At 55.9% G+C, this 12,086-nt stretch carries 10 protein-coding genes; 9 read left to right on the top strand and 1 reads right to left on the bottom strand.

Annotated elements, in window-relative coordinates; all coding sequences use genetic code 11:
- Positions 1 to 106 precede the first annotated feature (106 nt).
- From B9H00_RS02030 to B9H00_RS01995, 8 genes are all read left to right on the top strand, one after another.
- A complete protein-coding gene (locus tag B9H00_RS02030; RefSeq protein WP_086899255.1) occupies positions 107 to 364 on the top strand; it encodes a GlsB/YeaQ/YmgE family stress response membrane protein in 258 nt (85 codons plus the stop codon).
- 237 nt (positions 365 to 601) lie between these two features.
- The gene (locus B9H00_RS02025) at positions 602 to 2,077 is read left to right on the top strand and encodes a catalase (RefSeq protein ID WP_086899254.1); all 1,476 of its coding nucleotides are present in this window, start codon (positions 602 to 604) and stop codon (positions 2,075 to 2,077) included.
- Between the two features lie 332 nt (positions 2,078 to 2,409).
- Positions 2,410 to 4,554, top strand: coding sequence for a catalase HPII (katE, locus tag B9H00_RS02020; protein WP_086899253.1), 2,145 nt, complete (start codon positions 2,410 to 2,412; stop codon positions 4,552 to 4,554).
- Between the two features lie 210 nt (positions 4,555 to 4,764).
- On the top strand, positions 4,765 to 6,057 hold the full coding sequence (locus B9H00_RS02015) for an acyltransferase family protein (protein ID WP_086901647.1): 1,293 nt from the start codon (positions 4,765 to 4,767) through the stop codon (positions 6,055 to 6,057).
- A 77-nt stretch (positions 6,058 to 6,134) separates the two neighbouring features.
- A complete protein-coding gene (locus B9H00_RS02010; protein WP_169713410.1) occupies positions 6,135 to 8,405 on the top strand; it encodes a DUF1266 domain-containing protein in 2,271 nt (756 codons plus the stop codon).
- Between the two features lie 317 nt (positions 8,406 to 8,722).
- Complete coding sequence (locus B9H00_RS02005; RefSeq protein WP_236944335.1) at positions 8,723 to 9,223, top strand: NlpC/P60 family protein; 501 nt, start codon at positions 8,723 to 8,725, stop codon at positions 9,221 to 9,223.
- Between the two features lie 208 nt (positions 9,224 to 9,431).
- Entirely contained in the window at positions 9,432 to 10,151 is a 720-nt protein-coding gene (locus B9H00_RS02000; protein ID WP_120211662.1) for an RsmB/NOP family class I SAM-dependent RNA methyltransferase, read from the top strand.
- 299 nt (positions 10,152 to 10,450) lie between these two features.
- The gene (locus B9H00_RS01995; RefSeq protein ID WP_147376530.1) at positions 10,451 to 10,912 is read left to right on the top strand and encodes a hypothetical protein; all 462 of its coding nucleotides are present in this window, start codon (positions 10,451 to 10,453) and stop codon (positions 10,910 to 10,912) included.
- Between the two features lie 63 nt (positions 10,913 to 10,975).
- Here B9H00_RS01995 and B9H00_RS01990 read toward each other — a convergent pair whose 3' ends face one another.
- Positions 10,976 to 11,458 (bottom strand): FKBP-type peptidyl-prolyl cis-trans isomerase, encoded by a 483-nt coding sequence (locus B9H00_RS01990; protein ID WP_086899248.1) that lies wholly within the window; start codon positions 11,456 to 11,458, stop codon positions 10,976 to 10,978.
- A 289-nt stretch (positions 11,459 to 11,747) separates the two neighbouring features.
- Between B9H00_RS01990 and B9H00_RS01985 the strand changes: the two genes are divergently transcribed.
- Complete coding sequence (locus B9H00_RS01985) at positions 11,748 to 12,032, top strand: hypothetical protein (protein WP_086899247.1); 285 nt, start codon at positions 11,748 to 11,750, stop codon at positions 12,030 to 12,032.
- The last annotated feature ends 54 nt before the right edge of the window (positions 12,033 to 12,086 follow it).

The following is a 12,086-nucleotide window of genomic DNA, read 5'->3' as shown; positions in this document are numbered from 1 at the left end:
TGGCATTGAGCGTCTATAGTCAAGTCAGCACTGCACGTGATCTGCAGGCTCCCCGGCCGGGGCAAGGGCATTACATTCAAGCAGGGTGGTTATCAGGGAGAAGACCATGGGCATTATTCTTTGGCTGATCATTGGCGGTCTGGCAGGCTGGATTGCCGGCAAGATCATGCGTGGCGGCGGCTTCGGTATCCTCGGCAACATCGTTGTTGGTATCGTGGGGGCCGTATTGGGTGGTGCCATCTTCAGCATGCTGGGCATCGGCTCCAACAACATCATCGGCTCGCTGGTGGTGGCCGTTATTGGATCGGTGATTCTTTTGTGGCTGGTCTCTCTGATCAAGGGCAAGGGGAACGGCAAGGTCTGACCCTGACGAATCATTCTTCCCCTCGACGCCCGGTGCTACCGGGCGTCGTCGCATCCGGCCTTTTGTCCGAAACGACCGCAGTAGCAGCGACGTTGCATCAAAGCCTGACAGCTCAGTTTTTGAATGGGGTGTCCATACAGTATTGGCAATCGCTCAAATTGGGAAAGGCCATTAAAACTCCGTTATTTGATTGTGTAAATTTATCGCCTGCTGAAGCCTCATACAGGAATACAATCAATGACCGATCCAGCCCCCATTTACTACACCACGGCCAACGGTGCGCCCGTCCCCAATGATGATGCCAGCATTACTGCAGGCCGCAATGGGCCGCTGACCCTTGATAACTGGCGTCTGTTTGAAAAGCTCGCCCATTTCAATCGTGAACAGATTCCCGAGCGGGTGGTTCATGCCCGAGGTAGCGCGGCCTTTGGTACCTTTCGTCTCACACGTGATCTTTCCGATCTGACCATTGCCGATTTTCTACGCGGTGCAGATACTGAAACCCCGGTGGCGCTGCGCTTTTCAACCGTGGCGGGTGGTCAGGATTCTGCTGACAACATTCGGGATGTGCGCGGTTTTGCCGTCAAGTTTTACACTCATGAAGGCAACTTTGATCTGGTGGGCAACAACACGCCGGTATTTTTTATCCGTGAGCCGAGCAAGTTTCCCGATTTCATTCATACCCAGAAAAAGGACCCGCGCACCAATCTTCCCAGCCAGCAGAACCAATGGGAATTCTGGGCTAATCATCCGCAGTCCTTCCATCAGGTGACGATTCTCAAATCCGACCGCGGCATGCCCTATAGCTATCGCACCATGCACGGCTTCGGTTCGCATACGCTGAGCCTTTACAATGACGCCGGCCAGCGTGTCTGGGTGAAATGGCACTTCAAGACCAACCAGGGCATTCGCAACATGACGCCTGAAGAGGCACAGTCGCTGCCGGTCAATCATCATCAGGCGGATCTCTTCAACCATATCGAGCGGGGCGATTTTCCTTCCTGGACCGTCAAGCTGCAGGTCATGACAGAAGAGCAGGCGCGCGGTTATCGCATCAATCCGTTCGATCTGACCAAGGTCTGGTCGCAGGCCGACTTCCCGCTGATCGAGATCGGGCAGCTTGAGCTCAATCGCAATCCGGACAACTATTTTGCCGAGGTCGAGCAGCTGGCGTTCAGCCCGTCCAATTTCGTCCCCGGGGTCAGCGCCTCTCCCGACCGCGTGCTGCAATCGCGACTGTGGTCGTACGCTGATGCCCATCGCTACCGCCTGACGGTCAATTATCAGCAGATCCCGGTCAACCAGCCGCGTTGCCCGGTTCGTAACTATCAGCGTGACGGATTCATGGCCGGTACCCGGCGTGACGAGGGTGAGGGCGGTCAGTATTCACGGACCAACTTCTATCCCAACGATCGTATGTCACAGGGCGCCCCGGTCCCAAGGGCTGCTGTCAGCGAACCCCCGATGCCACTCGAAGAGAATGCCTGGGTGGGATATTACGATAATACCGATGAGGATAACTTCTCTCAGGCCGGTGATCTCTATCGCCTCTTTGATGAGGGAGAGCGCGAGCGTCTGACCTCCACGATTGCGCATGATCTGACCGAGGTCGATGAGAGCGTCCGGGCGCGCATCATCATTCAGTGTCACTCCGCCGATCAGGATTACGGTGCACGCGTCGAGCATCATCTCAAGGTACTGCTGAACAGATAGACGAGTATCAAAGGAAGGCTCAAGGGCTGCCGGGTGACCCCGGCGGCCTTTTTTATGTCTGCATGGTGGCGGGAGTCACAGGTCGTCAATGGCGGGAGGATGGGCGATGACTCTCAAAACCTTCACAGGATAAGTTTTGGCGACATAGTCGATGATCGGCCCTTTTTATGCCGAAAAATTTACCTACGCTTAAGGCCTTCAAGACGCCATGAATGGATGGGTCAGTGCTTTCATGCGCTGACCGGATGGTTATCGAGCGCTTTTAAAAGCGCCGCCGATGGACAGGCAGACCGGCAGTGTTTCATTGCCGTATTCGATGAGGAGCATGGACTGTGGCAAATAATCCTTATAGCGCATCCAATACGGATGGCCCGCACGATACTGATTTCAAGACCAGCGATCAGAGCAAAAACGAAAATCTCGAGCAGTTTCGCAACGATGCTGAAGGGCATGACCTGCGTACCAATAACGGCGTACGCATTGCCGATAACCACAACTCCCTGAAGGCAGGTGAGCGTGGCCCAACACTAATGGAAGATTTCATCTTTCGCGAAAAGATGAATCACTTTGACCATGAGCGTATTCCCGAGCGCATCGTGCATGCTCGAGGTGCAGCCGCTCATGGGGTATTTGAGGCTTATCCGGAGGCCGAAAGGTATTCAAAGGCCGCCGTTTTCAAGGCAGGCCAGCAAACGCCGACTTTTGTTCGCTTCTCTACCGTGCAGGGCTCGCGCGGCTCCAACGATACCGTGCGTGACGTGCGCGGTTTTGCGACCAAGTTTTATACCGAGGAAGGCAACTGGGATCTGGTCGGTAACGATATGCCGATCTTCTTTATCCAGGATGCGATCAAGTTCCCCGACTTTGTCCACGCGGTAAAACCCGAGCCGCACAACGAAATCCCGCAGGGCCAGTCGGCGCACGATACGTTCTGGGATTTCGTGTCCCTGATGCCGGAGTCGGCCGCCATGGTGCTGTGGACCATGTCGGATCGCGCCTTTCCGCGCAGCTATCGCTCCATGGAAGGTTTCGGCATTCATACCTTCCGGCTGGTCGACAAGCAGGGCAAGTCGCGCTTTGTGAAGTTTCACTGGAAGCCGCTGGCCGGCACTTATTCCTTTATCTGGGACGAGGCTCAGCTGCTGTGGGGGCGCGACCCTGACTTCAACCGCCGCGAGATGGCCACCGATATCAGCAATGGCGACTATCTGGAATGGGAGCTGGGGGTCCAGATCATCGAGGAAGAAGACGAGCACAAGTTCGATTTCGATATCCTGGATGCCACCAAGTTGATTCCCGAAGAGCAGGTGCCGGTGACGCCGCTGGGCAAAATGACGCTCAATCGCAATCCGGACAACTATTTCGCCGAAACCGAGCAGGTCGCCTTTAACCCGGGCCATATCGTGCCGGGCATCGACTTTACCAACGACCCGCTGCTGCAGGGGCGTCTGTTTTCATATCTGGATACCCAGATGCTGCGTCTGGGCGGGCCAAACTTCAAGGAAATTCCGATCAACCGTCCGGTCACGCCGGTGCACAACAATCAGCGTGACAGTTTCCATCGGATGACGATCAACAAGGGGCAGGCCTCCTACGAGCCGAACTCGATCGACGATGGCTGGCCGCGTGAAACGCCGCCGGCAGCGGAAAATGGCGGGTTTGAATCGGTCAACGAGCGCATCGATGCCCACAAGGTTCGCGGCCGTAGTACATCCTTTGCCGATCACTATTCGCAGGCGACGCTGTTCTGGAACAGCCAGACAGATGTGGAAAAGGAACACATCGTTCAGGCCTACGGTTTTGAACTCTCCAAGGTTGAGCGTCCCTGGATCCGTGAGCGTGTGATCCAGCAGATTCTGCCCAATATCGATCTGGATCTGGCGCGTCGTGTTGGCGAGATTCATGGCATCGAAGCGCCCACGGAGAAGCCGGCCTCGGTAGAAGAGCTGGGCAGGAGTACGCTGACCGAGTCGCCGGCACTGAGTCTGATGGCGCGTCTGCCCGGCAACATCAAATACCGCAAGGTGGCGATTCTGGTGGCGGACGGTGTTGATCTTGATCAGGTCACGGCGCTTCAGTCGAAGCTCAAGGCGGAAGGGGCAAAGGGCATGATCATTGCGCCGACTATGGCGCCGGTGAAAGGGAGCAATGGCAATACCCTGACACCTGATGCCATGCTCAACGGGCTGCCGTCAGTCACCATGGATGCGGTATTGATCGCCGGTGGCGCCCAGAGCATTGAAACGCTCAAGGCCAGCGGCCAGGGTCGCTACTATCCGCAGGAAGCCTGGAAGCATCTGAAGGTGATTGCTGCCGTCGGTGAGGGCAAGGACCTTCTGGAAGCGGCCAATATCAGAATGGATGAGGGTGTGCTGACGGGTGACAGTGTTGATGCCATCTTCGATGACTTTAAAACGTTGCTTGGCCAGCATCGCGTCTGGAGTCGCAACCCGGAGGCCAACACCCAGCCGGCCTGAGGCAATTAACGGATCGTATTGGTTCTACAACGGAAAACCCCGGCCTCGCCGGGGTTTTTTATAGGCCTGTCGATTAACATATTATGACCCTCCGGAGTGGACGTTGGCACGAGAGCTGCGTATGTTGCTTGCCAAACCGGCATCTGTCAGTCATCTGCCAAAAGGCATGGCGGATTTGCCCCGCTTACGTCAGTGCTTTGAGTGGATATCATGGCCTCTTCCAAAGAGCGTTTTATTGGGCTTGAGTGGCTGAGATTCTTTCTCGGCCTCTACATTGTCATCTTTCATACCCTGCACAACTATCCGTCGATCAGAAGCTGGTCGGGGTATGTCACCGACCTTGGTTTTTTCTCGACCAGTACCTTTTTTATTCTGTCCGGCTTTTTGCTGGCGCACGTGTATCTCAATGACAAACACGAGATGCGCGAGCCGGCCAGAAGCTTCATGACCAAACGATTTGCCAATCTCTATCCGATTCATATCGGGTCGTGTCTTCTGGCCATGGCGGTCTCGGCAGGCGTTGGCTATCTGGCCCTGACGGCGCAGGATGCCGGCACGTCACTGCGCTTCGTGCTTTATGACGTCAACAACGATACCGGCATCGTCAATCCCGAGGCATTGCGCCACACCATGGGCGACTTCGAACTCTGGTTCAATGTCGTGCTTAACGTGTTCATGCTGCATGCCTGGAACCCGTATTACCTGACGTTCAATCCGCCTTCCTGGTCCATTTCGGCACTGTTTTTCTTCTATCTGACCTTCCCCTTCATCGCGCCCAGGCTCATGAAGGTCAAAAGAACGCGGCTGGCCATTTTGATCACCAATCTGATCTATCTGGTGCCGCCTCTGATCGTGATCGCCTTCACGCCATTTGATATGCCGGAAACGGGCATCCTGCATCGCAATCCGATCATTCGTCTGCCCGAGTTCATCGCCGGCATTTTGCTGTGTGCCTTTTACATGCAGCAGAAAAATGCCGGCAAATTGTTGAATCTGCGCGGCAAGCTGACGCTGGTGCTTTATATCGTGGTGTGCTGTCTGGTGGCGATCTGGCTGCTCGAGCATGGGCGCGCCTGGTATTACCTGCTGCATAACGGACTGTTGCTGACCGCTGAAATGGCACTGATTTATCTGTGCGTGCATATCCCCATGCCGGACAGTGAACGGTTGACCAAATTTGCCGGGCGCCTGGGCGGGGCATCGTTGCCCATGTTTGCCCTGCACGTGCCGCTTTATGTCATTTTCACCCGAAGCGAACAGATCCTGAAGGGCGAGCCTTCCCTGTGCGCTGATAATCTGCGTCTGTGTCTGGCAGCGGCGGGCAGCAGCTCCATCTGGCTCTACCCGGTATATCTGTTGCTGACCGTTTGTCTTTGTATTCTCTTTCAGGAGCAGTTTGTGGTTCGGATACGTCGCTGGATTCTGAGCTGGATGCTGCCTGCAGCGCCTGCGCGGAACAAGACTCACGCCGAGCGAATGGCCGATCCGCAGGAACCCCGCTGAGACAAGGGGGCGGTTCAGGTTACAATATGGATCGCCCCGTAACGGCATGACCGAATATTTGTCTCATGAGGTATTTTTTGAAAGAGAGCCTGCAGATCTGGTGTGCCCAGCGTCTGGCCAGCCACGGCTGGCATCGTGAGGTGCCGCCCGAGCGTGGCATGAGTGTGTCCCGTGCCCTTGCTCGCCTGCGCAGTATGGAGATCGATGAACCCGGCGCCCTAGGATGGCAAATGATCGGGCGCCTTGATCAGGCGCAACGTGATGAAGCCGTCACCATGCTGGTGCTGGCCTTTAATGCGCAGTGGCTGGACGAGCAGGCACTTTCACAATGGCTGAGCTGGCTTCAGGGAAGCCTTGCTCAACCACCCTGGCCTGACCAGGGCGACAGCGTCATCTGGCGTGCGCGTGCTCCCTTTGCTCCCATCATGATCGATAGCCTGTCGGCGGCCGCGCTGGAGCGTGAGCGTACCGGTCATTTCCTGAGTCATGTCTGGTCGATTCAGGAGCGTGATGAACTCATCCGCATGCTGCTATGGCTGGCGGGGCAGGGGCATCGCCATGGCTGGGAACTGGATCATCAGCGATTTGGTGCCATGACCACCGCCCAGCGGCTGAAATGGCATGCGCAGATGGCGCCGCAGGCTACCTACGCTGCCACGCTCGAGGCTTTTGTCATACAGGGGCAGCCGCGTGATGTGGCGGCCTGGGACTGGTTACGTCTGGTGGATCTGGCTTGGGCCGGCATGGCCATGGGGTGGCTGGATCAGGAGGAAGCCAGAGGGTTTGCCGCACACGGAGTGGATCTGCTGACTCGTCGCTACGACAGCTGGCATCAGGTGGCTCTGGCCTGGCAGCGCGGTCGCAGCCTGCATGAAGGGCTCGACCTGATGGAGAGCTTCACCACTGACTGGCAGCTGTTGCTGGAGGCCGATGACAGCCCCTGGCAGATACCGCTGCATCAACTGCTCGGTGACGATCTTCGCGACCGCTCACGCACCATGATTCGCAAGCTTCGAAGCAGCGCACGCCACTGGGCACTCGCCGTGGCTTCGGTCAGGGAATCGGATCTGCTGTATCGCCAGTCACTGGCGCCCGCCGTCAGCGATGAGCAGCGACAGCAAAGCCGAGAGTATCTCCACGAGGTATTGGACTGGCGGCAGGAAGAGGGTGTGGCAGGGTTGTCGCGCTTCTGGATGCCAGGGCAGGTACATCATCTCAATCAGCTGGCCTCGGATGCACTTCATGGCAGGCTGCCGGCAGTCGAGACACCCTTTGGCATCCCGTCTCCAGAGCTGCTGGCCTGCCGCCCGCGGCTGGCGAGCTGCGCCTCGGTTTCGGCCACGATCATCATGGCTGAAAAATATGCTTTCCACCTCCAGATGTTTGAAAGCGCCGACTACGGTGAGACCGAAACGCTGGCGCGCTATCACACAAGACTTGCTGCCACGCTTGATCGTCACTATCTGTGCGTGGATGCCATGCTGGAAGCCTGGGTGCGTTGGGAGCGCGCTCTGCCTGAGGACAGCACTCAGGAGTCTCTGGTCGAGGATATCGAATGGCACCGGCAGGATCCCGGCAGTCCCTTTCACTGGCTGACCGCACCAACCGGTTTTCAAAGAGAGCCGGGCAAGCGGCCATCGTTGTCCCGGTTTACGGCGCTTTCCCTGTCAGGGCCGCTCAATACTGCACTCTGGGGTGAGCCTGAGCCGCAGTACGGTACTCAGACCAGTGATATCCGTGACTGGCTCGATAGCCACTATGGAATCGAGGGAACGGCGCCGCTGATTCGCTTCCTCGATTTCTTGGTCGAGGCCGGAGACCGGCAGGAATATCTGATCAACTACGGGCCGTACACGCTTAATCGACGTCGTTTGCAGGAGGAGATTGCCGTTCTTGAATCGGCCGGACGCAGTGAAGAAGAAGGGGTTCATCTGGAGCGACTGCGACGCGTTCTGAAAAACGATCATCACTGCAACGACATCGACATGGCCGCGTGGGACATCGCGCAACTGGTAGATCTTGCCGCTGCCGGGCGGCAGATGGGCTGGTTGAGCGCTGACAAGTTTCATCATTATCTGAATCAGGCGCTCAAGCTTGCCTCTCATCATTACAGCGACTGGTGGGCTTATGGCAAGGGCATGCTGGCGGGGTACAGTTTTTTCATGGTGGCGACCCCCGAGCGAGAGCATTTTCTTTCAGAGTTCAATCAGGCCATGACCGCGTGGCAGACCGGGCTGCCGCCACTGGCGGGCTGCTGGGCAAGTCTTGATTTTCCCGGCACCCAGGCGAGGCGATGGCCGCCCCTTCATGCAGACACACTGCCGGGTGACGAACGAATCCTGCACTAGTGGCCTCAGAAGTAACGGATTGATGTTGTTTGGTAACTTTTGTATGAATTTCGATTAATACTTTGGTCACAACAAGGGTGGTTTGATTAATTTTTAATACTCGCCACCTTCGACCAGATTCCTTAACATCCTGAATGCGTTGTGCCCGACGCCTTTATCTCTTTGACACGCAACACTTTCAGGATGCTTCCAGTGCTCGATCAACAAAAAGGGCCGTATACATGCGGCGAATAATCATGAGTGGTCTGGTTTGTCTGGCTTTGGGAGGGTGTGCAGCATCGCAACCCGGTTCACAGGATGGTGCAAAGGACATGGCCATGCTTTCTTTTTCGACGGTCAAAACGTCGAAAGCGAAAGCGGGAAGAACCTCGGGTCAGTCTCCCCGATATGATTACATGTCTCCCGAGGATGCTTATCCGCTCGATGTAGAGGCCGCGCTGATGGCTGAATACGACACTTGGCAGGGGACGCCTTACAGATACGGTGGCGAAAGCAGTAGTGGTATCGACTGCTCGGCACTGGTTCAGCAGATCTTTCGGGACAGCTTCAATTTCGACCTGCCTCGCACGACGGCGGGCCAGGTGCTGACCGGGCGTCGCATCGATAAAACGGCGCTCAAGGCCGGTGATCTGGTCTTCTTCCGGCCATGGCGCGGTGATCGCCATGTGGGTATCTATCTTGGTGATGGCCGGTTCATGCATGCCTCAAGTTCAAGGGGTGTCAAGATTTCCCGTCTGGATAACCCCTACTGGACCCGCCATTACTGGCAGTCTCGCCGAGCGCTCGACGTTAATGCGCTTGCCATGCGAACCCCCTGATTTTCCTGCTTCGTAAAAAGGGCCGATACCGTCGTGGTGTCGGCCCTTTTTTATTCATCAAAAGAACCGTCCATGCATCCTGGCATGACGTTTTGATGCTTGAGAGGCCGACATTTCTTGTACAAGACATATAAATATATTATACGATTACGGTGGTAAGCGATTGGCAGGACGCCGATCAAAATCTTGATTTCAGGAATCACCTGGTATGGACACCCAATATTCAGGGCTCTCGGCCCCCGCAGCTGATGCAATGCCTCCTCCAATGACATCGGTTGCCGTCGATGATTTTATTTCGGCGAAATCAATCTGTACGCGCTCACATGGCCATGGGATATCACTGCTTGATATTGAACCTCATCATCGGGTTCTTGACATGTATGGCTCTGGTCAGCAGCGCATGCAGCTGATTGCCAGCGAACTGGACGAACGTGGTGAGCTGGTTGCCAACATCATGGGGGCGCTCTCTCTGGAAAGTATTGAACGTCGATGCACGCCGCAAAACGTTGTCATGACGCGTCTGAGCGACCAGCGGCTGTCTTTGGAAGAGATAGGAAGCTTTGATCGTGTACTGCTGGATATTCCTGCCCTGATCGGACGTCACCTGACATCACGTCAGCGTTCAGAGCGATTGGTGTCACTGCTGCTTCGTGCGATTTCACTATGTCGTGATGGCGGACGTGTGGTGTACATGACGCATGGCCACCTGGCGCAAAACAACGAGATGGTCATCGATCAGGTGATCAACGATGCTCACAAGGGGGTCGCGCTTCGCAATATTGTGCTGCCTCATATGGCCGCCAGTGCGGGCATGACCCTTTGTGGTGGCCAGCAGCTGGATCCCAGAATTGCCGGGACGCTCCATATTGGCACCAAAGCGAGCTGTGATAATCGCTTTCTGGCCGTTTTCGAGTGCAGATACAACTGAGCCGGGAGCCATATCGACGCCACAGTCGCCCATCACTACAATAACGCCTCTTTTGCCTTCTGGTACAGAGGATGTCTCATCTGATCAATCATCTGCGCCGTTCATGCCATTCCATTGAGGCATGGACGGCGTATCAGCTTCTCACCCTGCGCATGTCCCCGGCAGGACTCGCTCTGGCCGCCATTATTTCTGCGGCCGCCACGCTGCCTTTGCTGTATGCACATCAAACCTTGTTGGCTGCGTTTTTTGTCATGTTGTACCGCCTCTTGAGTATTTTTTCGGGCCGGGTCTCCAAAGCCATGGGACATGTCGATGTCAGGCAGCGCTATTTGCGCCCCCTTATGGAAATCATCCTGATCCTGTCGGTTTCGGGCGGCCTGTCACTTTATCAGCCCGAGCGTCTTTTTCTGCCATCGTTGGCGCTGGTCATCGTGACACTCGTGTTTGACTTCGAAAGGCGACTGATGGCGCTGCTGCAGGAGTTTCAGGAGGTACTTGTCAGGACCGGCAGGGTAGAGCGTCTGGTGGGTATGGCCACAGGTAGCGTCGGACGAACGATACTCTTGATCGCTGCCTGCTATCAGCCAGCATGGTTTTTCTGGAGTGGTCCGGGGTTCGCTGCTGTCTGTCTGATCGTATTGATCTGGCATCTGATCTCCAACTACCGACAGCTGGGTATGCATTCAGGGGACTCACGCTCTGTTGTTGGCGTTGAAACCCCCGAGCCCGGCACTTCAAGCGTGACGAACCCTCAAGGTTAGAAAAGGACAGACATAAAAAAAGGCAGCCCGCAGGCTGCCTTTTTAAACGCTGGGCGTTGGCAATCAGTGCTGATGGCCACCTTCGCCATGCACGTGGCCGTGCTCGAGTTCTTCAGCACTGGCTTCACGTACGGATTCAACGCTGACGTCAAAGTTCAGGGTCTCACCCGCGAGCGGATGGTTACCGTCAACAGTGACCGTGTCACCTTCAAGCTTGGTGACGGTGACCAGCAGCGGGCCGCCTTCAGTCTGTGCCTGGAACTGCATGCCCGGCTGGATATCTTCAACGCCCTGGAAGGCATCACGCGGCACTTCCTGAACCAGAGAGGGCTGTACTTCGCCATAGCCTTCGCTGGGTTCAACGCGTGCCTGGAGCGTGTCGCCTATGGTCTTGCCAGCCAGTTCCTTCTCAAGGCCCGGAATGATGTTGCCAGAACCGTGCAGATAGGAAAGCGGATCACGACCTTCAGAGCTGTCGAGGACTTCGCCAGCGTCGTTTTTCAGGGTGTAATGAAACGCTACTACCGTGTTCTCTGCGATCTGCATGATAAGGGTCCTTTTGCGTCGGTACGTTTAAGGTTGCTCTGAAACTGTCGGGGCATTGTCTCCATGGAGAGCCTCCATGAATGCGTGCCGACGTGCTTGTTTACCAAGATGGCGACGGCCGTATATTTTTCAACCCCGGGTGACCCATCAATTCCGCTTTTTTTGCGATATCATGCCAGCATGGTGCTTGCCTGAATGCAGGACGGCGTCATGACAGCCCAGCGGTATAGGCATTGTGCCTGGGGTCAAACCAAATTATAGACATTCAAATATTCGCGCAGGAGAGCTTATGACCATTGCTGTCATCTGGATTGTAATCTTCGCCATTGTTACGGCGCTGGCATGGAAGGGCTGGGAAAGTGGCTTTGGCAAGATGGTCAATCGCTGGGTACCCGCCATGCTGCGCCTTGATGATGATCAGGGCAATCGCCTCACCTGGTCGATCGTTGCCGGGGTGCTGTTGGCGACGCTGATGACCAACCCCGCTTCCATGCTTCTGACGCTGATTCTGATTGCCCTGATCGCTCTGATCGTGCGGGCAGTCATCCGCTTCGCGTTGAGCAAGGTGCACTGAAACAGAACAAAAGCTTCTGATTCATGCTCATTGGCGAGATGACAGGCTCGCTGT

Origin of the sequence: Kushneria marisflavi (assembly GCF_002157205.1) — a bacterium.
Lineage (GTDB): Bacteria > Pseudomonadota > Gammaproteobacteria > Pseudomonadales > Halomonadaceae > Kushneria > Kushneria marisflavi.
Note: the sequence above shows the minus strand (reverse complement) of the source record. Positions and strands in the feature narration are given on the sequence as shown.

Excerpts from the sequence above, each read along its gene's own strand:
- B9H00_RS02030 (WP_086899255.1), top strand. The coding sequence starts at position 107 with ATGGGCATTATTCTTTGGCTGATCATTGGCGGTCTGGCAGGCTGGATT.
- B9H00_RS01985 (WP_086899247.1), top strand. The coding sequence starts at position 11,748 with ATGACCATTGCTGTCATCTGGATTGTAATCTTCGCCATTGTTACGGCG.
- B9H00_RS02005 (WP_236944335.1), top strand. The coding sequence starts at position 8,723 with ATGCTTTCTTTTTCGACGGTCAAAACGTCGAAAGCGAAAGCGGGAAGA.
- B9H00_RS01995 (WP_147376530.1), top strand. The coding sequence starts at position 10,451 with ATGGGACATGTCGATGTCAGGCAGCGCTATTTGCGCCCCCTTATGGAA.
- B9H00_RS02025 (WP_086899254.1), top strand. The coding sequence starts at position 602 with ATGACCGATCCAGCCCCCATTTACTACACCACGGCCAACGGTGCGCCC.
- B9H00_RS02015 (WP_086901647.1), top strand. The coding sequence starts at position 4,765 with ATGGCCTCTTCCAAAGAGCGTTTTATTGGGCTTGAGTGGCTGAGATTC.
- B9H00_RS01990 (WP_086899248.1), bottom strand. The coding sequence starts at position 11,458 with ATGCAGATCGCAGAGAACACGGTAGTAGCGTTTCATTACACCCTGAAA.
- B9H00_RS02000 (WP_120211662.1), top strand. The coding sequence starts at position 9,432 with ATGGACACCCAATATTCAGGGCTCTCGGCCCCCGCAGCTGATGCAATG.